Below are 26198 nucleotides of genomic sequence, written 5' to 3'. Positions count from 1 at the left end.
ACAGCGCGTCAGTGGTCAAAGACCCCGCCAGCAGGCTCAGGTGTCGTGCTCGAGGATTCGGACGCGGGGGACCTTGAGGGCCTTGCGGGCCTTGGTGGTCCAGTCGGAGCAGAGGAACCTGGCTGCGGTCTCCGGCCAGGCCACCACGACGACCTCGTGGCTGTTGGTGCTCTTGACCAGGGTCTGGAGCGCCAGCAGGACCTCGCCGTGCGTGATCGCCACGTTGACCGGGTAGCCGCTGGCCTGCCGCAGGTAGCGCGAACTGTGTTCGATCACCGAGGCCAGGTCGACATCGGGGTCGGCCAGCGTGGCTGTCGGCGTTCGGCTCGGCGCGGGCGGCGGGCTGACCCGGGCCGACGGCGCGGTGGCGGAACCGACCACGGCCGCGGAGCCGGTCATCCCGGCCACGTCAGCGAACGTCGACCCCAGCAACGCCATCGGACCACCGAGCGCGCTCTCCGGATGACTGGAGACGAGCAGGTGGTAGTCGACTGGCTCTTCGTACCTTGCGTGCAGGGCGGCAACGCGGCGCGCGTCGCCCTCGCTCATCTCCCGCTCGATGAGCACCACCACGTCATACGTCATTCGTGGCTCCCTTCGCGGTCAATTCCGTTGTACCCCCGCAGCGCGGCCAGCCAAAGCATCCGGCACCGCAGCGTCACAGAATTGTCAAAGTCCTCTCAGCCGATCCTCAGCTCGGCAGGGCCGCGGGAGCGTGGGCCCGGGTGTCGGGAGCCAGCGCGCTCAGCAGCTGCGGCGCGTCGATGAGCGTGTGGGTCGCCGGGTCCAGCAGCTGCGGATGCAGCGCGAAGACCTGCGCACCGACGCGCGGCGTGATGTCGGCAGTGAGTACGGCGGCGAAGTCGGCGCGATCCGCCGCGTCCTGGTCCCAGACGCGGTCGGGCTGCAGGCGGGCGGTCAGCCGGCGGGCGAAAACCGAGAGATCCTCAGCCGGATCCCGCAGGTAGCCGACCACCGAGCCGTCCGCACAGCGGACAACGACCTCGTCGGTCCGCGCGGCCGCGTGCCAGCAGCCGATCTCCCACAGGCTGACCCGGTCGCCGGAGCCGTGCACGTCCTCCATCGTTGCCGCCATCAGCGCCAGGTGACCGCCGTACCGCGCGATGTTGTGGCCGTAGCCGGCCGCGCTGAGGTTGACGTCGTACCAGCGCAGGTCCTTGGTCTGCAGGTCGACGCCGAACGGGAGCAGGATCTTGGCCGGACCGGCCAGGTCGAATCGCTCGTCGACCGCGGCCGGGTCGAACAGCCCGGTCGGCTGCCGCATCACGCCGACGAACCCGCGCTCGAGCTCGTCGAACGGGACGTTGTTGTAGCTGAACACCACCGGCAGCACGTACCGCCCGCCGACCCGCCGCACCGCCCGCAGGTCCAGGTCGACGAACTCGGTCGACCCGTGCGGCCCCGGCGCCGAGGTCAGGTCACCCGAGTGCACCAGCGCGTCCTGGTCGAACCGCAGCCGGGTGTAGTCGCATAGCCCGACGAAGCCCCACTCCTGGTCGAACACCGCGACCGACAGGTTGAGATCCACCCGCCGCCCGGTCGGCTCGACCCAGTGCAGGAACAACCGCAGCAGCTCGTCCTGCGGGATCGGGACCGCGCTCCCCCGCGTCATCCGCAGCAGCGTCGACGACGCGCTCCGCTCCGAACCGGGCGCGGCGAGCCGGGCCAGCTCCTCGTCCAGGAACACCCGCCGCAACCGCGGCAGATCCGTTGCCCGCCGCAACATTTCGCCGACCAGCACGTCGGACAGCGCGGAGGCCAGCTCGGCCGGCAGCGGCTCGCGGTCGTCGACCTTCGTCCAGATCCGCGCGGTCCCACCTCGCGGGAAGAACAGCCGCAGATCGCCCGGCGGCGTACGGACCTGACCGAGCGCCGCCGTCAGCACCACCGGCGATACATCCGAGACCACGGTCGTCAGCGCGTCGACCAGCGCACCGTGCTGATCGGCCGGCAACACGCGCGCCAGGTGGACCAGGCGCCGTACCAGGTCTCCGGGCCGCTGCCGCAGCAGGTCGAGCGCATGCGCTGGGCGGGACTCCAACGCGGCCTCGACCCTGGACGCGAAGGTGCTGGTCGTCAGCCGCCCTCCCTCCAGACGCACAAAGGGATGCCGCGCGGCCTCCTCCGCGACGGCACGCCCGGCCGCGGTGCTCAGGTCCACGTCGGTACGGCGGAGCACCGCAAACGCGAGCGCGGCGAGCGGATGACGGTTCGCGAACTCGAACGGGTGCAGGTTCTCCGCGATCCGCTTCCAGGCCCGCTCGTGTCGGCGCAGGTCCTCGATCAGCGTCTCCGCCGGCAGCCGGTCGAGCCGGGCCAGCACGAGTCGCCGTGTTGCCCGCGGCAACGACTTCCGCCGGAGCGGTGGCGTCCGCAGCCCCGGGTCGGCGTCCATCAGCGCGTACAGCAGGCGCAGCACGTCGGTGGCCGTCCCGGTGCGGTCGATCAGCTCGGGGTGGTCGGCGAGGAAACGAGCCAGTACGAGCGCACGCGTCTCCCGGACCGGGATCTCGTCGGGCAGCCAGGACGGGTCGGCGTCGGCGAGCAGCACCAGCAGGTCGGCGCGATCGGCTGCGGACAGCGGCGAGCGCCGTACCAGCAGAGCAGTGACTGTCGACTGCAGCGCATCTGCCGGAGCGAGGGTCAGCAACCGCAGGCGGTCCGACCGCACGTGCGCGGCCTGCACATCGTCGAACGACGGCTTCAGGAACGGGTCGTTAGGGTTGATCCGGCGCAGGCACAGCGGGCACGCACTGAAGTCGGCCCCGTCCCAGCACGTCCGGCAGACCAGGTGGGCGCAGGGTGAGACCGCGCGGACCGACTTGGCGTCGCCGCAGAGCACGCAGGGCTGCTCGGGCTCCTGCAGCAACCGCGCGAAGATCCTGTTGATGTAGAAGGCCTCGGTGTTGCCCGGCACGCTCTCCGGGAAACCGCGGAACAACGGCACGTGCTGCTGGTCGTGGCCGGACTCTGCGTCGAGCAGGTCGAGCAACGCCCGACCGAAGCCGGCGAGCGCGGGCGCAGACAGGCCGGAACAGTGCCGGTACAGCCCGACCGACAGCAGGAAGCCGCGCTGGACCAGGTCAGCCTGCAGCGCGGACAGCCCCGACTGGATGGTCAGCGGACGACGCAGCCACTGCCACGCAGAACGCCGCACTGGAGGAGTCAGGCCGGCCGGGTCGACCATGCGGCGGCGGCGCAGCAGTACGGCGGCGTGCGCGTGTTCGTCCGGCATGACGGCTCCTCCCGGCAGGGCTCGTGGATGAACGCGCCAGGGGCGGAGAGCGGACGCGCTACTTGGCCTGGTGAAGGAGAAGGAAGCACGTCCAGGAGCCGCCCCTGGCAAGAAGAACGCTACCGGGCGCCACCGACAGTTTTCGGTCGCCGCAGGGGCCGGACATAAAGAGCTCCGGTACCAGGGTCGGGGCCGCCCCGCCCAGACCCCGGTACCGGAGATCTCCAGAGTAGAACGTTCATCCAAACGGGGCGCCACCGGGTTCACGATCTGGCACTGATCCGCCGCGAACAAACCTTTGAACCAGCCGGAATCCCGCGGAGGGAAACCCTTTCAGTTACAGGCGGGAGGTGTCAGGACACGGATTGTGGTTAAGGTCTTGGTATGGAGGGTGGGGTGATCGAGCGTGCCCGCTGGCGCGATGTCTTCGGCCATGCGGAGTTCCGTGCGCTGTTCCTGGCCGGTGTGTTGTCCGTCGCGGGCGACCAGCTGGCCCGGGTCGCGCTGTCCGTGCTGGTCTTCGACCGCACCAACTCCGCCGGCCTCACCGCACTGACCTATGCGCTGACCTACGTGCCCGACCTGCTGTTCGGGCCGTTGCTGGCCGGGTTCGCCGACCGCTACCCCCGCCGCGCTGTGATGATCGTCACCGACCTGGCGCGGGCAGTTCTCGTTGCAGCCATGGCGATTCAGGCGCTGCCGCTGCTGGTCGTCATCGTTCTCCTGCTCGGACTGCAGGCGTTCGGGTCGCCCTTCAATGCCGCACGGGCCGCGACGCTCCCCGCCGTACTGCCTGGCGACCACTACGTGCTGGGCAAGGCTGCGAACGACATGGTCGTCCAGTTCAGCCAGGTGCTGGGCTTCGGGACCGGCGGCGTGATCGTGGTCGCAGTGGGCACGTCCGGCGGCCTCCTGCTGGACTCCGCGACCTTCCTGCTGTCCGCAGCTCTCATCGCCTTTGGCGTAAAGAGCCGCCCGGTGCCAGCTCGTGGCACAAATGCGCCACAGAGCAGCTACTTCAAGGACCTCACCGCCGGCTTCACCCTGGTCGTCCGTACGCCGAAGCTGCGTGCGCTGATCGTGCTGGCGACGATCGCCGGGTTCTACGTGACCGTAGAGGGCTTGGCCGTCCCCTACGCGCATGAGATCGGTGGAGGGCCGGAGGCTGCGGGTCTGCTGCTGGCAGCAAGCCCAGCCGGGGCTGTGGCCGGCATGTGGCTGATCACGTTGTGGCCGCCGGAGAAACGGATGGGATTCCTCGGCCCGCTGGCCGTGCTGGCCTGTGCGCCGCTGATCGCGTCGTTCTTCGCGCCAGGGCTGCTGCCGACGGTGGCACTGTGGGCCCTGTCCGGCATGGCGTCGGCTTACCACCTACCGACCAGCGCAGCCTTCGTGCAGGCAGTGCCGGACGGACAGCGCGGGCAGGCCTTCGGAGTCGCCAGCATGGCACTGAAGGGCAGTCAGGGCCTCGGCATCCTGCTGGCCGGACTGATCGCGGACCAGTACTCGCCGTCGTTCGCGCTGGGTGTCATGGGCGCCGTCGGCGCGCTGGCGGCCCTGGCGGCGGGCATCGCCTGGACACGGGCCCGCCGGCCCGGGACCGGCGCCGCCACATTGGCGCCGGACGAGCTGTCCGGAGATTCAGGGAATATCCCCGGACGGGCTTCGTAAAATGTCGGTAAAGAAATTTCGGCAATGAGCGTCAGATCACCACTCGTTACCGGTGGTGAACCACTCGTTACCGGATCGACCCGACTGCCGCAGCCACTCGTTGCCACTCTGCGTGAACCACTCGTTCCCGCCGTGGAACCACTCGTTCCCACCGTGGAACCACTCGTTGCCGGGGCCGGTGAACCACTCGTTGCCGCCGTTGAACCACTCGTTGCCGGTGCTGATCTTCGACATGGTGCTGGATCCTTCCGTCGCCATCGTCAGATGGATTTCCGCGGGCCTGGGGATGACCTCGCGTGAACAGGCAGTTACTATTACGGAATAACCGTTCAGGTCGATCCGTGTGAGGCCACCATGATTCTGATCGGTCGGAGCAATTGGGTGCCACCCCGCCGATGGAAGCTCTGGTCGTTGCCCCGTCCTGCGCTGAGCTATGTGCTCGGCGTGGACGCGATTGCAGTCACGATCACCGCCTTGGCTCTGGCCTCGACGATCTCCGGCGCCCGAACCGGCGTCAGGCCGACCGAGTGGGTCGCCTTCGCCGTGCTGGCGGCCGCCTCGGTGCTACACCTGGAGTCTGCCCGCGGAATCGAGCGCCGACGCGAGATGGCGGCGAACACTTCGCCGTACACCAACCTGAAGAGCCTGTGGGTCTTCGCGGGCCTGCTGCTGCTCCCGCTCAGCCTGGTGGTCGCGCTGATCGTCGTGTCCTACGGCTACTCCTGGATCCGGGTCTACGGGCGGACCATCGCGCACCGCAAGGTGTTCTCGGCGAGCACGTTCATCCTGGCCAGCGCTGCCGCCGCCGGTGTGCTGCGCGGAGGCGGTCTGCTGACCGAGCCGCGGGTGCCGACCGGGCCGTGGACGCTGTTGGTCGTGATCGGTGCGGCCGCGACCTGGTGGCTGGTGAACTTCGCGCTGGTGATCGGCGCGATCCTGCTGTCCTCCCCCGACGCCACCGCCCGTGGCGCGCTGGGCGACCTCGCCGACCAGCTCGTCGTGGTGGCCGGTCTTGGACTCGGTGTGGCGGTTGCCGCGCTGCAGGCGTCGTACCCGTGGGTGGTGCCGATCCTGATGGTGACGGTGCTGGCGCTGCACCGCGACCTGCTGCTGCCGCAGTTCCAGCGGGCCGCCGGCACGGACGTGAAGACCGGTCTGGCGACTCCGGCGTACTGGGCCAGCGCCGTACCGGCTGAGCTGGCGCGTGCGGAGACGCTGCGCAGCTCGGTGGGCCTGCTGATGCTCGACTTGGACAAGTTCAAGGAGATCAACGACACCTACGGCCACCCGGCTGGGGACCAGGCGCTGCGTGCGGTCGGTGAGAGCGTGCGTGCCGAAGTCCGGCAGGGCGACCTGGTCGCACGGGTCGGCGGAGACGAGCTGGCGGTGCTGCTGCCGGGTGCCTCGGAGACTGAGGTGCTCGAGGTCGCCGAGCGAATCCGCGACCGGCTCAGCACGCTGAGCGTGTCAGTGGACACGGTCACGGCTTCTACTGCGGTGATCACCGGCGTACCGGCGTCGTTCGGCGCCGCGGTCTACCCGGATGTCGCGGACACCATGGACCAGCTGGTGCTGGCGGCGGACAACGCACTGCTCAGTGCGAAGCGGGACGGGCGCAACCGCATCGTCGCAGCCCGCCCGACCCCGCCTGCTGTCACCGACCACTCCGACCAGCCGGTCGGCGACTAGCTCCTGACCCTGATCAGGGCCTTGCCGAGTAGCGTGCGCTGCTCCAGGGCCCTGTGGGCGTCAGCCACGTGGTCCAGGTCGTAGACCTTGTCCACCACGGGCTTGAGGTCGCCGGCCACGGCTCTGGCGATCACGTCGGCGGCTGTGATCGTCGTCGTGGTCGTGTCGGCTCTGAGGTCGTTGATGCCCTTCACCGTGACGCTGCGCCGTACTGCCTCGTCGGGGTCGTAGGCGGCGAAGCCTCCGCTCGGGGCGCCGTGCGCGGAGAACCAGCCGCCGTCCTTGACCACAGTGAACGCGGTCGCGCCGAGCTGACCGCCGGCGCCTTCGAAGACGATGTCCGCGCCCTGGTTGTCCGTTGCCTCTAGCACCAGCTTCTCCCAGCCGGGCTTGGAGTAGTCGATCACGACGTCGGCGCCCTGGGCCTTGCTGAGGTCGAGTTTGGCCTGGCCGCGCGCGGCGGCGATGACGTGTGCGCCGGCCCGGTGTGCGAGCTGGATCAGGAGCAGGCCCATGCCGCCGGCGGAGGCGGTGACGAGCACCTCCTTGCCCTGCATCGGCGGCGCGAGGTCCTCCAGCATGAGTGCGGTCTGGCCGTCGCCTGCGACCGCGATCGCGGTCTCCAGGTTGAGCTCTGGTGGCACCTCGATCAAGCCGGTGGCCACTGCAAGCTCGGCGTGGGCGCCGAAGCCGGAGGCACGGCCCAGGACGGTCTTGCCGACCCAGCTCTCCGGTACGTCCGGTCCGACGTCACGAACGGTGCCGGCGAGCGAACTGCCTGGCACGTAGGGCGTTTTCACGTCGAAGTACTGGCTGTGGTGGCCCTGGCGGATGGCGGTCTCGACGAAGATGACGTCGGCGACCGCGACCTCGACAAGTGCCTCGCCGGGGCCTGGGACGGGGTCCGGCCAGTCCTGGGTCTCGATGACGTCCGCGCTGCCGAACTCGGTGACTGTCGCTGCTCGCATGGTTTCTCCCTTTGCTGTGGATCTCCGAGGCTGCAACCTGAACTTGTGTTGAGGTCAAGTCCGGGGTTGTCCACAGGGGCGGGTGACGGGCGGGAATCTGTCGGTGGTCCGGCGTACTGTGCAGGGCATGTTCGACGCCGTTTTCGTCCCCGCCGACCCGCCGCGCGCGGGCCGGCTGGCGTTGTACGGCGATCTCGCGGCGGTGGGTGAGGTCGCGGACGGGACGGTCTCGCTGGTGCTGCCGAAGGGGTCGCAGGTGCGGCGGACGACGGTGCCGGCGCGACTGCTGACCATCGAGCAGGTGCTTGACCGGGTGCGGGACGGCTCGGACCGCGGCTCACCGAGCTGGTCCGACCGCGGCTCGGCGAACTGGTCCGACGGCGGATCGGCGAGCTGGGAGGTCTGGCGGACTGCGGCGTTGGCGGGGCTGGGGTTGATCGCGCGGGGACGACTGGTGCCGGACCGCAGCCCGAGTGGGTACGGCGCTTGGCGAGTGGCGCCCCTGGATCCGCTGGACCGCGGCTGGTTGAAGAATCTGGGCGCATCGATGCCGCCGTACGCGCATGCGCTGCCGATAGACGGGACGCGACCGGTGCGGCTGGTCGATCCGGAGCAACTGGTGCGGGCGTTCTGGGACGCTCTCGCGGACACCTTGGTGCGAACGTCGGCGGCTGCGGTCGCCGTACGGCCCGGTGCGGCTGCCTTCGCGTCGGTTGATCCGGTCGAGGTGACCGGGCCGACTGGTTGGCTCGAGGAGACGGCACAGAGCGAGGAGGCCGGCTCGCGGTTGGTGCTGCGGATCGAGCCGCCGGAGGACGACACCGACTTCCGGGCTGTGTTGCAGCTCCGGAGCGGTGTGGATCCGAGCCTGCTGGTGGACGTCGAGGACGTGTGGAACGCGCCCGCCGCCGTGCTGTCCGCGCTGGGTGAGCGGGCGGAAACCGATCTGCTGCTCGCCTTGCGGCGTGGGGCTCGGGTCTGGCCGCCGCTGGGTGCGGCGTTGCGTGATGCGGCGCCGTCGGAGGTCGAGGTCGACGACGAGGCGCTCGAGGAGCTGGCCGAGGGCAGCACGGCGTTGGAGGGCGCCGGGATCGAGGTGCTGTGGCCGACCGAGTTGTTCGCGGGCGAGCTGGCTGTGCGTGGCACGGTCGCGACGCCGACCCCGGGCGCGGTGACCGGGCCGGACTTCAACCTCAACGAGCTGGTGGCGTTCCGTTGGCGGCCGACGCTGGACGGACAGGAGCTGACCGAGCAGGAGGTCGCCGCGCTCGCGGAGGCGAAGCGTCCGATGATCCGGATGCGCGGGCGTTGGGTGCGGATCGATCACGACCTGGTGCGGAAGCTGCGGCGGGGTGGCACGCGGAAGCTGACCGGCGCGGAGGCGCTCGGTGCCGCGCTGACCGGGACCATCGAGGTCGATGGCGAGCTGGTCGCGTTCGATCCGAACGGGTCGCTGGCGTCGATGCTCGCACGGCTGCGGGCTTCCGAGGAGCCTGCGCCGTTCGCGCAGCCGACCGGGCTGAACGCGACCTTGCGCGACTACCAGCGGCGTGGTGTCGCATGGATGGCTCAGCTCGCGGACTTGGGACTCGGTGGTTGTCTCGCCGACGACATGGGTCTTGGCAAGACGATCCAGGTGATCGCGCTGCACTTGGCGTTGCTCGGCCGCGGCCCCACGTTGGTGGTCTGCCCGTCGACCCTGCTCGGGACGTGGGAGCGGGAGTTCGCGCGGTTCGCGCCCGGCGTCCCGACCCGGCGGTACCACGGCGCCGGCCGCACGCTGAGCGACCTCGCGCCGGACGAGGTGGTGCTGACCACGTACGGCGTCGTGCGGCAGGACCATCGCGTGATCGGCGAGGTGTTCTGGGGGCTCGCGGTCGCGGACGAGGCCCAGCATGCGAAGAACCCGCTGTCCCGGACGGCGCGCGCGCTGCGGACGTTGCCGTCGGCAACCAGGATCGCGCTGACCGGGACGCCGGTGGAGAACCGGTTGTCCGAGCTGTGGTCGATCCTGGACTGGGCGGCGCCGGGGTTGCTCGGCACCCTCGACCGGTTCCGGCACGATGTCGCCGTACCGGTCGAGCGGTACCACGACGAGGAGGCGACGGCTCGGCTCGCGCGGGTGACGCGGCCGTTCCTGCTGCGGCGGCGGAAGAGCGATCCCGGGATCGCGCCGGAGCTTCCGCAGAAGACCGAGCACGACGTCGTCGTACCGCTCACGGTGGAGCAGGCCACGCTGTACCAGGCCGTTGCGAAGGAGACGCTGGCCAAGATCGAGTCGGCGGAGGGGATCGCGCGGCGCGGGCTGGTGCTGAGTCTGCTGACGCAGTTGAAGCAGGTGTGCAACCACCCGGCGCAGTTCCTGCACGAGCCGGGTCCACTGGAGCGCCGCTCCGGGAAGCTGGCTGCGCTCGACGAGCTGCTCGACGTGATCCTGGCCGAGGGCGAGTCGGTCCTGATCTTCAGCCAGTACGTCGAGATGTGCCGGCTGATCGAGGCGCACCTGGCGGCGCGGCAGATCAAGTCGTTGTTCCTGCACGGCGGGATCGGGGTGCGGAAGCGCGAGCAACTGGTGGCGGAGTTCCAGTCCGGCGAGGCGCAGGTCTTCCTGCTGTCGCTGAAGGCGGGTGGGGTCGGCCTGACGCTCACCCAGGCCACGCACGTGGTCCACTACGACCGGTGGTGGAACCCGGCAGTCGAGGACCAGGCAACTGACCGTGCCTACCGCATCGGCCAGGACCGGCCGGTCCAGGTGCACCGCCTGGTCACCGAGAACACCCTCGAAGACCGCATCTCCACCGTCATCGCCGCCAAACGCAACCTCGCCGACGCGGTCGTCGGCTCCGGCGAGGCCTGGCTGAGCGAACTGTCGGACGCCGAGCTGACCGAGCTCGTAGAACTCTCGACAACCCCAGCAAAGTCCGGCTCCGCCAGCGCCTACAACCCATCCGCAATAGGCAAATCACCTCCCCCAGCGGGTTCTGTGGTGGTTGGTGATGATGATGAATGAGCGGGTGCCGTGGCAGGGGTGGCGGCGGAAGGGTGAGGATGCGGGGTTGCCGGCGGCCAAGGGGCCGGGGAGCCGGCGGCCGTTCGGGGCGACGTGGTGGGGGCGCGCGTGGTTGGAGGCATTGGAGCAGCGGGCCCGACTCGATCCGAACCGGCTATCCCGTGGCCGCTCGTACGCGCGCCGCGGCAGTGTGCTCGAGCTGACGGTCTCACCCGGTGAGGTCGAGGCCGTGGTGCAGGGCAGCCGCGTCACGCCGTACCAGGTGACGGTCCGGATCCGCGCCTTCACGGCCGCCGAGTGGGACGCCGTACTCGACGTCGTCTCGTCCCAGATCGGCCGAGTAGCAGCACTCCTCGACGGCGAGCTACCGCCCGAGGTCGTCGACGACGTCCACGCCGCCGGCCTCGACCTCCTCCCCGGCGCCGGCGAGGTCCACACGAACTGCAGCTGCCCCGACTTCGCCGTCCCCTGCAAACACTCAGCCGCCGTCTGCTACCTCATCGCCGACGCCCTGGACGACGACCCCTTCGCCCTGCTCCTCCTCCGAGGCCGCCCCAGGGACGACCTCCTCACCACCCTCCGCACCCGCCGCTCCACAACAACCTCAACGACCCCCGTCCGCCAACCCCCACCACCAGGCCTCCCCGCCAAGCAAGCCTTCGCCCCCAAACATCCCACCGCCACCCCACCTGCCGTTCCGCGGCCGATGGGGGCGGCGGGGGTGCCGGCGGCGGTGCAGGCTCTGGATCCGCCTCGGGCGGCGGGTGTGGATGTGCGGGATCTGGTGGTGCTGGCGACTGATGCGGCGCGGCGGGCCTGGGAGTTTGCGTCGGGGGACGGTGATGGCGGGCTTGGGCTGAGCTCCGACCAGGATCTCGCCCGCCGGGCCGCCGGTCTCCTCGGCACCCCGGAGCTGGCCGACCTCGCGCATCGAGGCGGCGTGTCCGCGCGCCAACTCACCAGTTGGGCGGTCGCGTGGCGCGAAGGTGGACCTGGCGGGCTCGCGGCGACCGTCGACGTGCCGGTCGACCTCGACCCGCAGGCCCTCGCCGAAGGAGTCGACGCGCTGGGCGGCACCGTCGAGGGCAATCGCGTCACCGCCGGGCGCATCCAGCTCCGCCTGGGTCCCGACGGCCTCTGGTACCGCTTCGACCAACAGTTCAGCGACTGGACCCTGGCTCGCCCACCCTCCCCCGACCCGCAGGAGCTCCTCCGCTGACTACTGCGCCCGCGCCGCGACGAAGGCCTCAGTCAAGCGAGCGATGACGTCGTACGGGATCGGCTCCTTCAGCGGGAACTTGAGCGTCCCCTTCCCCGAGCGGTACGGCGCGATCCGCGCGGCGAGCTCGTCGTCGACCGGCGGGATCGGGTACACGGACACGTGCTCCTTCCAGCCGCCGAAGTACATCAGCGCCTTCCCGTCCACCGTGACCGTCGGCATCTGGTAGCTGATCTTCTCCCCCGCGTCCGGGACGACCGAGCGGATGGTACGTCGTACCTCCTCCAGCACCTCCTGGACGTCGCGGGGGAATGACGCGATGTACTCGTCCACGTTCGCGAACTTGTTCTCCGCCATACCCGCCATCGTGCGGAGCGCGGTTCCGGCGTGCAAGCCCCTCAGGAGCGGCGGCGCAGCGAGGTGTGAGTCTCGAGAGCGGCGACGAGGTGCTCGGCGATCTTCGCGTGTCCGGCGACGGACGGGTGGACACCGTCGGTCGTGTCGGCGTCGGTGATCCAGCCGGTCGAGTCGACCAGCACCACGTTGGCGTCGTCGAGCGACTTGACCGCGGCCTGGATCAGGTCAGCGTGCTTGCCGTTGAACGGGGTCACCGACACGATCGTCGTCTCCGGGTACGCCGTCCGCACCCGCCGTACGAAGCCGGCGTACTCATCCGCCTCCAACGTCTCGTCGTTCACACCGAGGTTGACCACGACCACGTCGGACGGCTCCACCCGTTCGGCCGGCGAGCCCGCGAAGTTCCAGCCGAACGACTCCACTCCGGGCGGCACATCGCCGTTGCCCGGCCGGAGGATCCCCTGCCGCCCGAAGCCAACCTGGTACGACGTGGCGCCGAAGGCCCGCGCGGTCAGATAGGCGTACGACGCCGTACCGTCGGCTCCCTCCGACTCCGGATGAGTGCTCAGCGCGAGCACGCCCTGCGTGATCGAGTCGCCGTAGAACTCCAGCCGCGGACCGCCCGGACGACCGCTCAGCCGCAGCCGCGCGTTCACGTCGAGCACCAGCCCGGCGAACACGACCGCGCACTCGAACGGCGGGTTCCACCGGTTGACGTGCTCGTTGACGTCCTTGACCACGATCTCGACCTGATGCCGGCCGTCCGGCGCGGACAGTTCGATCACCGGGCCGTCCACGACGTGCAGCTCCGGCTCACCGTCGTCGACCGTGATCCACAGGTGCGGCGCGACGGTAAGGCCGGCGGTGTCGAAGAGCAGCTGCAGCCGCTCGCCGGCGAAGGAGAACGAGATCCGCGAGCCGGAGTTGACGGTGATCGCCAGCCCCGGCTGGTGTCCCCACTGGCCTTCTAGGACGATGCGGGGGTCTCCCGGGGCGACGACCTCTCCATGCTCGAACGGCACGTCTGACTCCTCAGTCTCCGGATGGCGGGTGGCGGTGCAATTCTGCCTGGCCGGTCACCACCCGTCCTTCCGAGCCCGCGCTTCGAACAGCAGGATGCCGGCGGACAGCGCGACGTTCAGCGAGTCCGCCTGACCGAGCATCGGGATCGACACCGCCTCGCAGCCCTGCTCGTGCCAGGCCCTCGACAGGCCGTTGCCTTCCGAGCCGACGACGAACGCGGTCGGGCCGTCGTACGCGCCGACGCGGTAGCTGCCGGTCGCCGCCGGGTCGGCCAGGTGGATGCGGAAGCCGTGGCCGCGCAGCCAGTCGGCCGCTTGGGCGATGTCGTCGAACTCGAGGACCGGGGTCGACAGGATGGTCCCGCGGCTGGCCGAGTACACCGCGGGGTGGCTCGGCCGCGCCCGGCGGCTGGTGAGGACGAGGCAGTCGGCGTTGGCTGCGTCGACGGTACGGATCAGGGTGCCGAGATTGCCGGCGTACTCGACGCCGTCGGCGACCAGGACGAGCGAGGAGCCGGTGAACTCGAACGTCTCCGGTCGCCAGGCGGGCAGCCGGACGATCGAGATCAGGCCGTCGGAGCGGGTCTTGCGGGACAGCCGGGTGAGCAGCTTCTCCGAGATGCGGTAGACCTCGGTCGCGCGTTCGGCGATCCGCTCGGCGGCGGACGTCGTACCGGTCTCGGGGCACCAAAAGAAGGTGTCGATCGGGGTCTTCGTGGTCAGCAGGCGGTCGTGTTCCCAGGTGCCTTCGATCATGATCCGGCCGGGTACGCCGTCCTTGCGCACGGCGAGCAGGTCGCGGACTCGGGGGTGATGCGCGCCGATGGGGCGCGCCGCGGGGACAATGCGGTGCACAGTCATGTGCCAGCTCCGTGAGGAGAGAATCAGCAAGCGCGCCGGGGACCCTGTCGCGGGTCCGCACCGGCGTGGCGAACGCCCGAAGGCGCCGTGGTCTGAGCGCGGTCTACCTGGACCGCTCAGCCAAGGATTCTCTTCACGCTCGGATGGTAGGCATCCTCCTCACACCCAGTCACCCGCTTTTCCACAGCCCACCTTGTCCACAACCCCCGCCCAACCCGGTTTTGGTCTGTCCCCGGCGGTGGTTAGAGTCCTTCTCCTGTTGCCGATTCGCTCGTGCGGGGGCCACACACACGGGAGGAGTGCTGATGGACGCGACCTTGCTGGACGCCGAGGCCGAGGCGGCTGTACTGCGCGTCTACCGTCAGGTCTTCGCCGTACTCGCCCGCGAAGCCGGCGCGATGATCGTCGACCCCGACCTCCTCGACGTCGACCAGGCCATCCTCGACGCCTTCGCCGAAGCCGGCAGCGACGGCCTCACCGTCGAGCAGGCCACCCTCGCTTGCCGCTCCTACCCGCACGACGTGATCGTCCGCCGCTTCGACGTCTTGAGGCAGTACGGCGCCATCACCAAACTCGTCGACCGTCCGAACGAGCTCCGGCACCGCGCCGCGTTCGCGCCGTACGTGATGCTGATGTTCCTGCGCCGGATGTCCGTGCAGGGCGGCCAGGCGGAGCTGCACCAGCTGCTCACCCTGGAGGCGCACAGCGTCAGCGACCCCAGCGCGACCGAGGACGACGGGCAGGCATCCATCGAGCGCCTGACGAAGGTGTTCCGCCTGCTGGGCAACGAGCTCGCGATCCTCGTGTCGACCAGCACCACCGCCCAGCTGCGGGAGAACGCACAGCTCGCCTGGGGCAACGAGCGCCTGATCGAGCAGGCCGAGAAGGTCCACCGGATCGTCCTGGAGCGCTGGCCCGCCCTCCACCGCGCCTGTACGTCGCTCCGGATGGCGCTGGCCGCGTACGCCGACGCAGTACAACTCGCCGCCGGCCGCCTGGTCGAGCGAGCCGGTACGACGCGTGCACTCGGACTACTGCCGATCGAGACGTGGCTCACGTTCACGCGCACCAGCGAGCCTGACGTACTGGCGAGTGTCCTCGACGGACTGCTGTTCGACGCGGCCGCGCCGGACTTCTCGCCGCAGACCATGGTGGAGGCCGTCGAGACCGGCCGCCGTACCGGGTCCGCCCGGATGGCGCCGCCGCGGCCGACCGAGGACACGGTCGCCCCGGAGTCAGCGGCGGCCACGGATCGCGAGGAGCTGCGGGCCGAGGCCGAGCGCGTGCTCGCCGGGCGCCCGTCCGTCGATATCGTCGAGGTGGTCGACCAGGCCGGCGACTGGATCACGGCTCGCCGCGTGCTGGCCGAGCTGACGGCGGCGCACCTGCACGACGAACTCGAGTACGAGCTTGTGTGGTCCGACGGCATGCGGATCGACCCGAGCGCGGGGACGCCGTGGGCGACCGAGGGCGTGTTCCGGCGGATGACGCGATGAGCACGCCGTCTTCGGAGGCCGTGGAGCGCCGGCTCTTCAACGCATTGTGGTGGGCCAAGGTGCAGTCGGCAGGCCCGCTGGAGGTTGAACCGGACACACCCGCGGTCGCGGGGCTGACCCGCGCCGCGTCGCCGGACGGCTCCACGGTGTGGCTCGTGCCGACGCTGCCGTCGGGAGCCGGTCACACGGTGCTGGAGGAGTTGGGCACGCCCCCGGTCGCCGTCGAGCAACCGAACGAGACGGCTCGTGTCCTGTCCATCTGCGTCGCCTGCTGCTGGACGGACCGCAGCGGTACCGCCTGGCCGGGCTCCGTCGGCACGCTCGCGCAGGTGAGGTCCGTCTACGCCGGAATGCGCGGCCGCCCGGAACAGTCCAGCGACCTCACCCTCATCATCGGCAGCCTCCGCCGCCTGCACGCCACCCACTGGCTGCTCTGGAACGAGAAGGCCGCCGAGGTCCGTCTCGGTCCCCGCACCATCACTTGGACCGCCACCGACCTCTCCACCCTCCGAGACCTCTGCCGCCACCTCCCCGACCCGCCACCTGCAGTCCTCACCGACGCACCACCTCCCGAGCCGGAACGCGACCCACTGCCGGCGACCGAGTCGGAGGCTGCTGATGAGTGAGCAGCATGTGTTGTTCGATCCGTTGCTGCAGGACCTGAGCGACCGAGCCCGCGATGAGGTGCTGGCTGCCTTCAGCGCAGTGCAGTACGCCGCCCACCCGGTGGCCGAGGTGCAACTGCCCGGCCTGCGCGACGTGACACTACGTCGACATGTCGCACGCATGCTCAAGCTCATCGGCCGGACGCTGGTCCACGTCGACGGCACCCACTGGACCTCCGGCTACGCCGACGACATCGCGGCGACGCTGACCGCACAAGGCTGGCAACCCCTGTCCGTCGTCGACCGCGCAGTACTGATCCTCGTGCTGATCCACTCCGTCGCGATCCCCCGCAGCGAAGGGATCCTGACCGGCGACAGCTGGAGATCGGCCCGCCCGACCACCGTCGACGAACTGCGCACCACCAGGATCAGCAGCGAGGAACGCCGCCTCGCCCTTCAACGCCTCCGCGCAGCCGGGCTGATCCAACTGTCCGGCGACCACTCAGGCGGGCCCAGCTACATTCCCGGCCCACAACTCCAGCGCCTGACACCAGCAGCCCGCCGCCGTCTCCAGGACCAACTCATCCTGGCCGCGGCCCCAGCCAGCCCTATCGCCGAAGCCATCCGGGCACGCAACGGCACTTGGACGAAGCCGGCCGACGTAGCAACCAGCAGCACGACACCGACTGAGCATGCGGCTGACGGCCGTACCGGGGAAGGGATGGCATGAGCACTCCGGTGGAGGACGGCCCGTTCGACATTCTCGGGTCGAAGGTGTTGCTCGGCGTACAGGTGGTCGACCTGTCGCGCCTGTCGACGCACCCGATTCCCATGGTCGGCCAAGGGCTCGTCACAGTGGCCGGCCAAGGCCCGACCGACTCGAACGGCGCGGGCAAGTCGTCCTGGATCGCGGCGCTCAGCCTGCTGCACGCGGACGACCAATGGCGCCTGACCAGCGGTGCGCCCGGTGCGGCTGAGCTGCTGTTCACAGCCGAGGCGGCAGGTCAGGAGGGCAATTGGTCGAACGTCGACCGCGGCTACATCGTCGGCGTGTTCTCCGAGCCCGACCTCACCGACCTCGCCGATATCGAGGCCGCCGCGATCACCGTGTGGATCCGGATCAACCGCAAGGCGTCGTACATCGACCTGCGCTGGAAGAACGGCCTGCACGTGCCGTACGGCGCCACCGAGGCCGAGCGGGCCGCCGGCGCCGACGCGCTCTGGGCCGCCCTGCCGCACTCGAACGGCCGCACCGACTTCCACGCCAACAAGCTGTCCACAGTTCTGTACGGCGGCCAGGTCCGCTGCGTGTCGTTCCTGTCCACGTCGGTCCGTTCGAGCCCGACGGCCAACCTGTTGGCCGAGCCGCTGAACGAGCTCGGCCCGGCCCGCATCTTCAACGCGATCGCGACCCTGACCGGCCTCGACCACGAGCTCGAGCAGGAGCAGGCACACCGCTCCGCCGAGCACACTCAACGCGAAGCGACCAAGCAGGCGACGGCCGATCTGCAGCGGTGGGAGCAGGAGATGGCCGCGGTCGAGGCCGGCATCCTGCAGCGTGCCGCGGCCCGGGACGCGCTGGCTGCGGCGAAGGAGTCCTGGCAGGCTCGCTGCGCCCGGCACCTGATCGACGGCGACGCGCGGAACAGGGAGATCCTGCAGGAGCTCGCCGTACTGGACGAACGGGTCGCAGAGCAGGAAGCGCGCCGGGAGGCGGTCGACGCCGAGATCGATGCCTTTGGCAACGAGGAGGTGCTACTGCGGGACGTCCAGCTGACCCGTCAGGAGCGAGACAAACTGGACGCGCGGGACCGTGAGCTCGACCTGGCCCAGCGTTCGGTGCGCGAGCAGCTCGAGCGGCTGGGACAGGAGCACCGTCGTCTCCTCGATGCGGGGCGTTCGGCGGACGGGCGCGATCTCGCTGCCGCCGGCGAGGAGCAGGACGAGGCCCGCGCCGTACTCGAGGAGCACATCGGGCGGGACCACGCGGCTCGGTCTGCCGTCGACTTCGCGACCGCTGAGCTGCGGGAGGCCGAGAGCGGTCAGACCGTATCGGCCCCGCAGCAGCAGGTGCTGGAGAACGCAGGCCTCGAGTGTGGTGCGCTCACCGACATCACGGAGCTGTCGACGGCCGAGCGTGCCGAGTGGGAGCCGCGGCTCGCGCCGTACCGGGAGGCCGTCGTCATCGACTTCGGCGATGCCGCAGTCGCGTCCGCCGCGTTGGCGGACGCCGGGTACGCCGGATTCCTGCTGGTGCTCGCGAATCGGCCCGGCACGGTCCGCAAGGGCAAGGGTGGGCCGAAGTCGGCCGACAAGCGGTTCAACCTGGACGGGTTCTTCGCGGCGATCGGTGAGCGCGCGACCAAGGAGAACATCGACGACGTCGCCGGCGTCGTGGCCGTCGGCCAGTTCGACGAGCCGCTGACCGGCCGCACGGCGCGGATCGAGGCTGCCCGCCGCCGCGTCGAAGCCGCAGACGAAGCCCGTGCAGTCGCCGCCGCAGCCCTTGAACAGGCGCGTGCCCGAGTCGAGCAGGCAGAGCGCCGTACGGCGGCCGCCCGCGCACTCGCCGACGCCGAGTCGGTGCAAGAGCAGATCCTCGCGCTGCGCGAGTCGATCGACCGGCACGAGACCGAGCGCGACTCGCTCGCGCCGCAACTGCAGGCCGCGAAGGAGTCCGCCGAGGCGGCAGCCGGGCAGCAACTCGTCCGCGACGAACGGCTCAAGAACCTCGAGGCCACCCGTCGCGACCACGAGCGCCTGCTCGACGACCTGACCGCCAGGCGGCTCACGCTCCTCGAAGAGCAGACGTCCCTCGACCTCGCGACCCGCACCACCGCGTGGGGATCCACGCCGGCAGAGGCCGAGGAGTTCATCCTCGGCCTGGCCGACGACGCGCAACGCCGTACGACGGCCGACTGGAACCACCAGGCCTGCACGCAGATCGACGACGTCATCCGACGCTGCTTCCCGAACGCCCGCTCGCGCGAGGAGATCCCGACCGAGCTGTGGGAGATCCTGAACGGCCCGGACGGCTGGACGAACGGCACGCTCGGGGTCCGCGTCGGCCTGGTCCCGGCGCTGCACCGGACGCTGAGCAGCCATCTCGCGCAGCACGAGACGTTCGACAGCCTGCAGCAACAGCAGATCGCCAGCCAGCGCGCCGAACGCAATGCCGCCCTCGAGCGCGCCCGCGAAGGACTCGGCGAGGCCGAGAGCACCGCCCGTGCGCATCGCGCATCCCTTGCCGACGGCATCAAAGCGCGACTTCGCCTGGTGTCGCAGGAGTTCGACCGCCTCGACCAGCAGTACGGCGGGTACGGCGCAAAGCTGGAGTTCCCTGAGCCCGACCCGCCGGCCGAGCCCGACAAGCCGTGGCGCTGGACGGTCACACCGAAGTGGCGGCGATCGGAAGGCGGCCCGTTCTCCGCGTTCAACGTGAAGGGCAACACCGCCCAGATGGACGAGAAGGCGGTCAAGCTGGTGTGCGCCGCGGCGCTCGCCGGCGGCTCGGACCGTCCGCTGCTGCTGATCCTCGACGAGCTCGGCCGGAACCTTGGGTCCCAGCACCGCCGCGAGGCCGTCGCCCTGTTCGAGCAGATCGGCCGCGACCGCAACATCACGGTCATCGGCGCTCTGCAGGACGACATGGAACGCTACGCGCTCTCGTCGTCCCGGCTCTACGTCAAGCTCCGGCGCAGCTCGGACACCATGCCGTACAACCAGGCGCCGGTAGTCAAGGGCAACGAGGAGTACGCCGCCCGCGTCGAGCTGCTCCGCAGTTGGCTGGAGTCCTACCGCGGGACGACTCCCACCCTGGAGCTGGCGGCGCCGACGCTGACGCCTTAGATCGCTGACTCCACGGGCGAGTCCTCCGGCACCTCGTTGCGCACGCGGTGCCGGTAACGCAGCGGGGATTCGCCGACTTCGCGCTTGAACGCCGTACTGAACGCACTCTCCGACGCATATCCCAGATCGGACGCGAGCGAGCCGACGCGCACGTCGTCGTCCCGCAGCGCCCGCTGAGCCAGCAACATCCGCCAGCGGTTGAGATAGGTCAGCGGCGGTACGCCGGCCACGGTCCGGAACCGTTCGGCGAACGACGTCCGCGACATCGCCGCGGCGCGTGCCAGTTCCTCAAGGCCCCATGACTTCCCGGGCTCGTCATGCATGAGGCTGAGCGCCGGCCGAAGTCGTACGTCGGTGAGCACCCGGAGCCCGCCTGGCGGCAGGTCGGCCTGGTCGAGGTAGGCCCGTAGTACCTCGAGCAGCACGAGTTGGCTGTGTTGCCGGATCGCGAAGGCGGAACCCAGTCGGTTCGACGTCACTTCGTCGTACAGGCGGTACAGGCTCCCGCGCAGGTTGGCCGTCGAGGAGGCGGATCCGCGCACGTGCCCCACCGGCGGCAGTGCCTGCGAGAGCAACGCCTGACCGGCCGGGTTGAGCTCGATGCGGCCGCCGATGACGATGTCGTCGATCTCGCTGTCGGCGCCGATCAGGTGCGGCGAGGGAAAGCCAGGTTCGGGCTCGATCTCGCGGCGCGGTCCGTCGCCGGCGCCGCCTTCGAGCTCCAGCCAGGACCGGCTGTTCAGGATGGCGACGTCACCCGGCTCGAGCTCGATCGGTTCGATGCCGTCGGAGCTGAGGCGGGCTCGGCCGGACACGATCGCGATGAACTTGAACGGCTCGCTGAACAGGCCGCGCGTCACCCAGGAACCGCGCATCGCGAAGCCACCCGACATCAGGCCGCGCACCTCGACGAGGTCGAACACCTCGGACAGCTGATCCGTCGCCACCTCCGTACTCTCGCGCAAAAAATCCGAACTGACAACTATTCAGAGTCCGGACCGCGCCGAGCAGACTGGCGGCATGACCCAGAAACAACACCCCCTCGGCTCGGGGTTCACCGCCGCGTCCACGGCTGACGAAGTCGTCCGCGGCAGAGACCTGTCCGGCACGAATGTCGTCGTCACCGGCGGCCACGCCGGGATCGGACTGGAGACCACGCGCGCACTCAGCAAAGCCGGCGCGGCAGTCACCGTCGGAGCGGGTCCGCTGGTGCGCGGCGCGCGCGGGTACGAGTCGCAGTTCGCGACCAACCACCTCGGCAACTTCCAGCTCACCCTGGCGCTCCTTCCTGCGCTGCGGGCCGCGCACGGTGCGCGAGTCGTCAACGTGACGTCCGGGGGTCACCGGCTCTCCGACATCCGCTGGGACGACCCGCAGTTCACCACCGGCTACGACCCGCTGCTCGCGTACGGCCAACGTGCTGTTCGCCGTCGAGTTGGACCGCCGCTGGACCGACGAGTCGATTCGCGGGTACGCCGTACATCCGGGCGTCGTCGTGAGTACGAACTTGGGTCGCTCGATGCCCGAGGACGAGAAGCGGGCCATGTACCTGGCCATGGAGCTGATCGACGAGTCCAGCCGGCCGATCATCGACCCGGCTCCCCCTAAACCCATTGCCTTCGGCGCCGAACCGGTCGTCGAGTCCACCGTCGTACCGCACGCTCTCGACCCGGCCTCGGCGCACCGGCTGTGGGAGCTGAGCGAGCAACTGATCAAGGCGAACTGAGGAGAATCCCCATGCGATACCGCACTCTTGGACGAACCGGCATCAAGGTCAGCCCGTACGCGCTCGGCGCGATGATGTTCGGGGCCGTCGGCAACCCGGACCACGACGACTCGATCCGGATAATCCACCGGGCCCTGGATGCCGGGATCAACTTCATCGACACCGCCGACATGTACTCCCGGGGCGAGTCGGAGGAGATCGTCGGCAAGGCGCTCAAGGGCCGGCGCGACGACGTCGTACTCGCGACCAAAGCGCGCTTCCCGGTGGACTTCGACCCCAGCGGGGCGACGCCGGCCGTGCCCAACCGGTCGGGGGCGTCTCGCCGGTGGCTGATGCGTGCGCTCGACGACTCGCTGCGCCGGCTCGACACCGACTACGTCGACCTGTTCCAGATCCATCAGCCGGATCCCGAGACCGATCTCGAGGAGACGCTGTCGGCGCTGACGGACCTGGTGCGTGCAGGCAAGGTCCGGGCGGTCGGCACGTCCTCGCTGCCGGCCTCCGACATCGTCCGGTCGCACTGGATCGCCGAGCGGCGCGGACTGACCCGGTTCCGCACCGAGCAGCCGCCGTACTCGATCCTGAATCGCGGCATCGAGCGCGAGGTGCTGCCGGTGGTCGAGGAGTTCGGCATGGGCGCGCTGGTCTGGAGTCCGCTCGCGGGCGGTCTGCTCACCGGCCGCTACCGCAAGGATCGGCAGAACACCACCCACCGGTCCCAGTTCGGCTTCCGGCACCTGACCGACGAGCGCCGCCTGGACGCTGTCGAGGAACTCATTTCAGTCGCCGACGGCGCCGGGATGCCGCTCACCCACCTCGCGATGGCCTTCGCGATCGCCCACCCGGGCGTCACGTCCGCCATCATCGGCCCGCGCACCATGGACCACCTGAACGACCTCCTGGCCGGCGTCGACGTCACCCTGACCGACGAGGTCCTCGACCAGATCGACAAGATCGCCCCTCCGGGGACCGACACCGGCACCCTCGACATGGCCTACAACCCGCCTGCCATCCACCACGCCCACCTCCGCCGGCGCCCGTTGTCCGACCGCCCCGCCGCCTGACCGCTCCATAGGCCTACCGCGGCACCCTGCCGCGGTAGGCCCCCAGCGATGCACCCATGACTTCAGTCATGTATTTGCCAAAACCGGGCCCCGGTGGTTACCCCGGACCCGATGGTGCTTCAGACTGGACCGGTGGAAGCCCCAGAGAACCGCTCCGACTGTTTACGCCGGGTAGGCGGAACTCTGGTCAACCGTCCGACTACCGGCGTACCGTCTGCTGCGCAGGTCCGGCCGGCTCGCGATCGGAGGGCGTGAATGGCATCGTGGCTCCTCCGCGCCCAGTGGACCCACCGTGACGAGTCGGTCGAGCACCGCGCTCTCCGCGTCGGCCGCACTCTGACCGCGGTCGCCGTGGCGTTCCCCGACGTACACAACTGGACTCAGGACGAGCGCTGGGGCTACCACGTCCTCGAGGCCGACGGCTCGACCCCGCTCCAGGAGATGGTCGAGGCCACCACCAAGGTCCTCGCCAACGGCTCGAGCACCACTCGGCTGCATCTGCAGAGCACAGGCGACCTGCCCTGGCTGTTCGACCTGTCCATGGGCGGCACCCTCACGACCGTGTCCGACCAGCTCACGCTGCACTGGAGCGACGAGGACGCCCTCGTCCAGTCCGAGCGCTTCGCCCAGGTCCTGCGTGCGGTCGTCTCGATCTGGGAACCCGAGTGGGCCAGCATCGCCGACACCGAGCTCGCCGCCGCAGCCGGCGTGTTCCGGCGCGGAATCCCGATGATGGGCTGGCTGACGTACGTCCGCGGCCTGGTGGCCGGTGCCCACGGCATCGACATCGACCTGACCCCGTTCGAACGCGGCACCCTCCTGCAGGCCCCGGTCGCTCCGGCCGACCTCACCCCGGTCCACATCTGCGCAGCCGCCGCGCTCGTCGGCATCGCCCCCGAGAGCTAATCGGCCGGTACGCCGGTCACCACGACCTGCTGATCCCATCGCGCCAACTCAGCGGCGTCCGGCGCATGAAACTTGGAGTTGTAGTCCTCCAGCTCCTCGCGGGTGATGTGGAACGTCCCCTCCGGCAACGCCGCATTCCGAGCCGCCAACCGCTCCCACAACACCTCGAACGGCGGATTCAGTACGACGATCTCCGTGAGCGCACCGAGTTCGTGCGCGCGGTTGCGGAACAGGTCCCGCTCGGTCTCGGACCAGCACCCGTAGTCCAGAATCACGTTCACGCCCAACGACAACGCGCGGGCGGCGACACCCCAGAACAGCTGTGACTCGAGCACCCACCGGCGCCCGTCGTCGTCGTTCACCCCCAGCAATGGCGCCATCCACTCATCCGGCGTGAACCTCAGTGCCCCTCGCTCCTCCTCCCACTGCCGAGCCAGCGTCGTCTTCCCCGCTCCGGGCAACCCGACGATCAACACCATCACCGCACGCTGCATACGCGAACCCTACGAACTCCGCGTCCGCGCCTCGACAGCGCGAGGTCGGCGGAGCTGTGAGCTGGTCGGCAAGCCAACCGAGCAGAGCCAGCAGCAGTACCGCGACGGGATACACAACGACCTGTACAAGCATGAGCACGCACATCATCGTCGCGAGGCTCGCTCCTGCTCGACAGCGGCAAGAATGCCCTCCTCCGATAGATTATGGCCAAGCACCGTGTTGCCGTCGTCGCCGCCGATCGCGTGAAGAGCCTCGAGCTCGCGATTCCGGGCCAGGTATTCGGCACCGCACACTCAGTCGACAAGGCCGACGGGGCAGTCTTCGGCACTCCGCTGTACGACGTGGTCATGTGCGGCCAGCGACCTGACCTGGTTGTGTGCGGTCGCGGTGGGGTGGAGCTGTACCGGCTGACCGCCCCACACGACCTGAACGCGGCCCTGAGCGCCGACACAGTCGTCGTACCGGGCATCCGTACGGACATCACACCGGCGGTCGAGGTGATCGAAGTCCTTCGAGAGGCGCACGCTCGAGGCGCGCGGATCGCTTCGGTCTGCTGTGGCGCCTACATTCTGGCCGCCGCCGGACTGCTGGACGGACGACGAGCGACAACGCACTGGACCTCCGCCAGGGACTTCGCCCAGCGGTTTCCCCGGGTCGAGGTCGACCCGAACGTGTTGTTCGTCGACGAAGGCGATGTGCTCACCTCGGCCGGCGCCGCAACCGGACTCGACTTGTGTATCCACATGGTGCGCAACGACTTCGGCGCGGCGGTCGCAGCCGAGGCCGCCCGCCACATCGTGATCCCACCCCAGCGGGACGGCGACCAGGCGCAGTTCATCGTGCACCGGGAACCCACCGCCGACAGCGGTTCGCTCGAACCGACGATGCGGTGGCTGCGCGAACACCTTGGAGAACCGTTGACTCTGTCCGACATCGCCCGGCATGCGGCCATGAGTCCACGCTCCCTGAACCGCCGCTTCCGCGAGCAAACCGGAACGACACCACTCCAATGGCTCCTCAACCAACGTGTCCGCCACGCCCAGGAGCTCCTCGAAACCACGGCCCTGTCCATCGAGGAAATCGCCACCCACTGCGGCTTCGGCACAGCAATCAACCTCCGCCAACACTTCACCCGCCGAATCCACCTCTCCCCCACCACCTACCGCCGAGCCTTCCAACCCCGCTAACCCACCCGACTCACGACCATCCGACCGGCATGTAGCGCGGTTGACGCCGGCCGGAGCCCCAGCGGTCGGGCACCTGAGCCAGACTTCCGAGGTCAGGCACAGCTGTCTTGCGACAGCTTCCGAAGTCAGGCCTTGGGATAGGTCTGTAACCCCATGTTCTGTCGCCGCGAGGGTTGCACTGTCGGGGCTTGCGCCACCCGGCGATCCCAAGTTGGCCGGGCACGCGGCGCCTAGGCAGGTGCCGCCCGGGCGGCTGCTGACCTCGGCGGCCGAGGGCTCAGCAACCGCACGCGAAGTTCGCCAGCAGATGTCCCCACAGGCACGCCAGCAGCCACCGGCCGGCGCCCTCACACTGCCGGCACCCTCACACTGCCGGCACCCTCACACTGCCGGCACCCTCACACTGCCGGCGCCCCGCACTGCCAGCGTCGTCGCGCTGGCCGGCACCCCGTACGCCGCCCTGGCCAGGTGCTGCGTGGGCGGTGAAAGCACCACCCCAGGCCGATTGCTGGCCGGCCTCCGCCGGCCGGTGCCCTCGCACTGCCAGTTTCCGCGTACTGGCCGGCGCCTTCGCAGGCACCTGCCACGGGATCGGGGGCGCGAGTGTGCCGCCCTCTTCCGCCTGTGGCTGGATGGTGCCCAGTCCGCCGGCGCCCGGCCCCGAGGCACGGGTGCGCGGGGCCGCAAGAAACAGCCATACAAATGTTAAGGGCCACCCCAGTCGGGGTGGCCCTTAACAGTGTGAATGTCCGGCGGCGTCCTACTCTCCCACGACCTCCCGGTCGCAGTACCATCGGCGCTGTCGGGCTTAACTTCC

The 26198-nt window shown here is 69.7% G+C and carries 21 protein-coding genes; 12 read left to right on the top strand and 9 right to left on the bottom strand.

Annotated features, from left to right (window positions below):
• Window positions 1-36: 36 nt before the first annotated feature.
• Together AB0H36_RS23930 and AB0H36_RS23925 are read right to left on the bottom strand one after the other, a co-directional pair.
• Window positions 37-585 carry a hypothetical protein gene (locus tag AB0H36_RS23930; RefSeq protein WP_360527334.1) on the bottom strand — a complete coding sequence of 183 codons (549 nt, stop codon included), beginning with the start codon at window positions 583-585 and terminating at the stop codon, window positions 37-39.
• A 106-nt stretch (window positions 586-691) separates the two neighbouring features.
• Window positions 692-3256, bottom strand: a complete 2565-nt coding sequence (locus AB0H36_RS23925) for an MXAN_6230/SCO0854 family RING domain-containing protein (protein WP_360527331.1) — start codon at window positions 3254-3256, stop codon at window positions 692-694.
• Between the two features lie 384 nt (window positions 3257-3640).
• Between AB0H36_RS23925 and AB0H36_RS23920 the strand changes: the two genes are divergently transcribed.
• Window positions 3641-4927 (top strand): MFS transporter, encoded by a 1287-nt coding sequence (locus AB0H36_RS23920; RefSeq protein ID WP_360527328.1) that lies wholly within the window; start codon window positions 3641-3643, stop codon window positions 4925-4927.
• A gap of 36 nt (window positions 4928-4963) precedes the next feature.
• Here the strand turns inward: AB0H36_RS23920 and AB0H36_RS23915 are convergent, their stop codons facing one another.
• The gene (locus AB0H36_RS23915; RefSeq protein ID WP_360527325.1) at window positions 4964-5161 is read right to left on the bottom strand and encodes a DEAD/DEAH box helicase; all 198 of its coding nucleotides are present in this window, start codon (window positions 5159-5161) and stop codon (window positions 4964-4966) included.
• A gap of 177 nt (window positions 5162-5338) precedes the next feature.
• Here AB0H36_RS23915 and AB0H36_RS23910 point away from each other — a divergent pair, with 177 nt between their 5' ends.
• On the top strand, window positions 5339-6616 hold the full coding sequence (locus tag AB0H36_RS23910; protein ID WP_360527322.1) for a GGDEF domain-containing protein: 1278 nt from the start codon (window positions 5339-5341) through the stop codon (window positions 6614-6616).
• Here AB0H36_RS23910 and AB0H36_RS23905 read toward each other — a convergent pair.
• Window positions 6613-7584: a zinc-binding dehydrogenase gene (locus AB0H36_RS23905; RefSeq protein ID WP_360527319.1), complete on the bottom strand. Its 972-nt coding sequence runs from the start codon at window positions 7582-7584 to the stop codon at window positions 6613-6615. The genes AB0H36_RS23910 and AB0H36_RS23905 overlap by 4 nt on opposite strands.
• A 127-nt stretch (window positions 7585-7711) precedes the next feature.
• Between AB0H36_RS23905 and AB0H36_RS23900 the strand changes: the two genes are divergently transcribed.
• Window positions 7712-10594 (top strand): DEAD/DEAH box helicase, encoded by a 2883-nt coding sequence (locus AB0H36_RS23900; protein ID WP_360527316.1) that lies wholly within the window; start codon window positions 7712-7714, stop codon window positions 10592-10594.
• Entirely contained in the window at window positions 10587-11813 is a 1227-nt protein-coding gene (locus AB0H36_RS23895; RefSeq protein WP_360527313.1) for an SWIM zinc finger family protein, read from the top strand. Before AB0H36_RS23900 ends, AB0H36_RS23895 begins: the two co-directional genes overlap by 8 nt.
• Here AB0H36_RS23895 and AB0H36_RS23890 read toward each other — a convergent pair whose 3' ends face one another.
• Genes AB0H36_RS23890 through AB0H36_RS23880 form a run of 3 tightly spaced genes read right to left on the bottom strand, consistent with a single transcriptional unit; the run spans window position 11814 to window position 14053 of the window.
• A complete protein-coding gene (locus AB0H36_RS23890) occupies window positions 11814-12170 on the bottom strand; it encodes a DUF1801 domain-containing protein (protein WP_360527310.1) in 357 nt (118 codons plus the stop codon).
• A 41-nt stretch (window positions 12171-12211) separates the two neighbouring features.
• Window positions 12212-13192 carry an SGNH/GDSL hydrolase family protein gene (locus AB0H36_RS23885; protein WP_360527307.1) on the bottom strand — a complete coding sequence of 327 codons (981 nt, stop codon included), beginning with the start codon at window positions 13190-13192 and terminating at the stop codon, window positions 12212-12214.
• A 54-nt stretch (window positions 13193-13246) separates the two neighbouring features.
• Window positions 13247-14053: a TrmH family RNA methyltransferase gene (locus AB0H36_RS23880; protein WP_360527304.1), complete on the bottom strand. Its 807-nt coding sequence runs from the start codon at window positions 14051-14053 to the stop codon at window positions 13247-13249.
• Between the two features lie 305 nt (window positions 14054-14358).
• On the opposite strand from AB0H36_RS23880, the gene AB0H36_RS23875 reads away from it, so the two are divergent.
• Genes AB0H36_RS23875 through AB0H36_RS23860 form a run of 4 tightly spaced genes read left to right on the top strand, consistent with a single transcriptional unit; the run spans window position 14359 to window position 20003 of the window.
• A complete protein-coding gene (locus tag AB0H36_RS23875) occupies window positions 14359-15549 on the top strand; it encodes a hypothetical protein (RefSeq protein ID WP_360527301.1) in 1191 nt (396 codons plus the stop codon).
• On the top strand, window positions 15546-16175 hold the full coding sequence (locus AB0H36_RS23870; protein WP_360527298.1) for a hypothetical protein: 630 nt from the start codon (window positions 15546-15548) through the stop codon (window positions 16173-16175). Before AB0H36_RS23875 ends, AB0H36_RS23870 begins: the two co-directional genes overlap by 4 nt.
• Window positions 16168-16884, top strand: coding sequence for a hypothetical protein (locus tag AB0H36_RS23865; RefSeq protein ID WP_360527295.1), 717 nt, complete (start codon window positions 16168-16170; stop codon window positions 16882-16884). Before AB0H36_RS23870 ends, AB0H36_RS23865 begins: the two co-directional genes overlap by 8 nt.
• Window positions 16881-20003, top strand: a complete 3123-nt coding sequence (locus AB0H36_RS23860; protein WP_360527292.1) for a chromosome segregation ATPase — start codon at window positions 16881-16883, stop codon at window positions 20001-20003. The genes AB0H36_RS23865 and AB0H36_RS23860 overlap by 4 nt, the downstream gene beginning before the upstream one ends.
• Here AB0H36_RS23860 and AB0H36_RS23855 read toward each other — a convergent pair.
• Window positions 20000-20950, bottom strand: coding sequence for an AraC family transcriptional regulator (locus AB0H36_RS23855; RefSeq protein WP_360527289.1), 951 nt, complete (start codon window positions 20948-20950; stop codon window positions 20000-20002). The two genes, AB0H36_RS23860 and AB0H36_RS23855, sit on opposite strands and share 4 nt — an antisense overlap.
• Before the next feature lie 470 nt (window positions 20951-21420).
• Between AB0H36_RS23855 and AB0H36_RS23850 the strand changes: the two genes are divergently transcribed.
• The 3 genes from AB0H36_RS23850 (at window position 21421) to AB0H36_RS23840 (ending at window position 23699) form a co-directional block, all read left to right on the top strand.
• Window positions 21421-21729, top strand: coding sequence for a hypothetical protein (locus AB0H36_RS23850; protein ID WP_360527286.1), 309 nt, complete (start codon window positions 21421-21423; stop codon window positions 21727-21729).
• Between the two features lie 11 nt (window positions 21730-21740).
• On the top strand, window positions 21741-22793 hold the full coding sequence (locus tag AB0H36_RS23845; RefSeq protein WP_360527283.1) for an aldo/keto reductase: 1053 nt from the start codon (window positions 21741-21743) through the stop codon (window positions 22791-22793).
• Window positions 22794-23048: 255 nt separating this feature from the next.
• Complete coding sequence (locus AB0H36_RS23840; RefSeq protein WP_360527280.1) at window positions 23049-23699, top strand: hypothetical protein; 651 nt, start codon at window positions 23049-23051, stop codon at window positions 23697-23699.
• On the opposite strand, the gene AB0H36_RS23835 is transcribed toward AB0H36_RS23840, so the two are convergent.
• A complete protein-coding gene (locus tag AB0H36_RS23835) occupies window positions 23696-24193 on the bottom strand; it encodes an AAA family ATPase (RefSeq protein WP_360527277.1) in 498 nt (165 codons plus the stop codon). The genes AB0H36_RS23840 and AB0H36_RS23835 overlap by 4 nt on opposite strands.
• A 204-nt stretch (window positions 24194-24397) precedes the next feature.
• Between AB0H36_RS23835 and AB0H36_RS23830 the strand changes: the two genes are divergently transcribed.
• On the top strand, window positions 24398-25381 hold the full coding sequence (locus AB0H36_RS23830) for a helix-turn-helix domain-containing protein (protein ID WP_360527274.1): 984 nt from the start codon (window positions 24398-24400) through the stop codon (window positions 25379-25381).
• Window positions 25382-26198: the final 817 nt, after the last annotated feature.

It is taken from the genome of Kribbella sp. NPDC050820 (genome assembly GCF_040653975.1).
Classification (GTDB): domain Bacteria; phylum Actinomycetota; class Actinomycetes; order Propionibacteriales; family Kribbellaceae; genus Kribbella.
Note: the sequence above shows the minus strand (reverse complement) of the source record. Positions and strands in the feature narration are given on the sequence as shown.

Coding starts and splice junctions, on each gene's coding strand:
- AB0H36_RS23865 (WP_360527295.1), top strand. CDS start 16,168: ATGAGTGAGCAGCATGTGTTGTTCGATCCGTTGCTGCAGGACCTGAGC.
- AB0H36_RS23845 (WP_360527283.1), top strand. CDS start 21,741: ATGCGATACCGCACTCTTGGACGAACCGGCATCAAGGTCAGCCCGTAC.
- AB0H36_RS23920 (WP_360527328.1), top strand. CDS start 3,641: ATGGAGGGTGGGGTGATCGAGCGTGCCCGCTGGCGCGATGTCTTCGGC.
- AB0H36_RS23835 (WP_360527277.1), bottom strand. CDS start 24,193: ATGCAGCGTGCGGTGATGGTGTTGATCGTCGGGTTGCCCGGAGCGGGG.
- AB0H36_RS23860 (WP_360527292.1), top strand. CDS start 16,881: ATGAGCACTCCGGTGGAGGACGGCCCGTTCGACATTCTCGGGTCGAAG.
- AB0H36_RS23870 (WP_360527298.1), top strand. CDS start 15,546: ATGAGCACGCCGTCTTCGGAGGCCGTGGAGCGCCGGCTCTTCAACGCA.
- AB0H36_RS23895 (WP_360527313.1), top strand. CDS start 10,587: ATGAATGAGCGGGTGCCGTGGCAGGGGTGGCGGCGGAAGGGTGAGGAT.
- AB0H36_RS23905 (WP_360527319.1), bottom strand. CDS start 7,584: ATGCGAGCAGCGACAGTCACCGAGTTCGGCAGCGCGGACGTCATCGAG.
- AB0H36_RS23875 (WP_360527301.1), top strand. CDS start 14,359: ATGGACGCGACCTTGCTGGACGCCGAGGCCGAGGCGGCTGTACTGCGC.
- AB0H36_RS23890 (WP_360527310.1), bottom strand. CDS start 12,170: ATGGCGGAGAACAAGTTCGCGAACGTGGACGAGTACATCGCGTCATTC.
- AB0H36_RS23900 (WP_360527316.1), top strand. CDS start 7,712: ATGTTCGACGCCGTTTTCGTCCCCGCCGACCCGCCGCGCGCGGGCCGG.
- AB0H36_RS23830 (WP_360527274.1), top strand. CDS start 24,398: ATGGCCAAGCACCGTGTTGCCGTCGTCGCCGCCGATCGCGTGAAGAGC.
- AB0H36_RS23915 (WP_360527325.1), bottom strand. CDS start 5,161: ATGTCGAAGATCAGCACCGGCAACGAGTGGTTCAACGGCGGCAACGAG.
- AB0H36_RS23930 (WP_360527334.1), bottom strand. CDS start 585: ATGACGTATGACGTGGTGGTGCTCATCGAGCGGGAGATGAGCGAGGGC.
- AB0H36_RS23880 (WP_360527304.1), bottom strand. CDS start 14,053: ATGACTGTGCACCGCATTGTCCCCGCGGCGCGCCCCATCGGCGCGCAT.
- AB0H36_RS23925 (WP_360527331.1), bottom strand. CDS start 3,256: ATGCCGGACGAACACGCGCACGCCGCCGTACTGCTGCGCCGCCGCCGC.
- AB0H36_RS23840 (WP_360527280.1), top strand. CDS start 23,049: ATGGCATCGTGGCTCCTCCGCGCCCAGTGGACCCACCGTGACGAGTCG.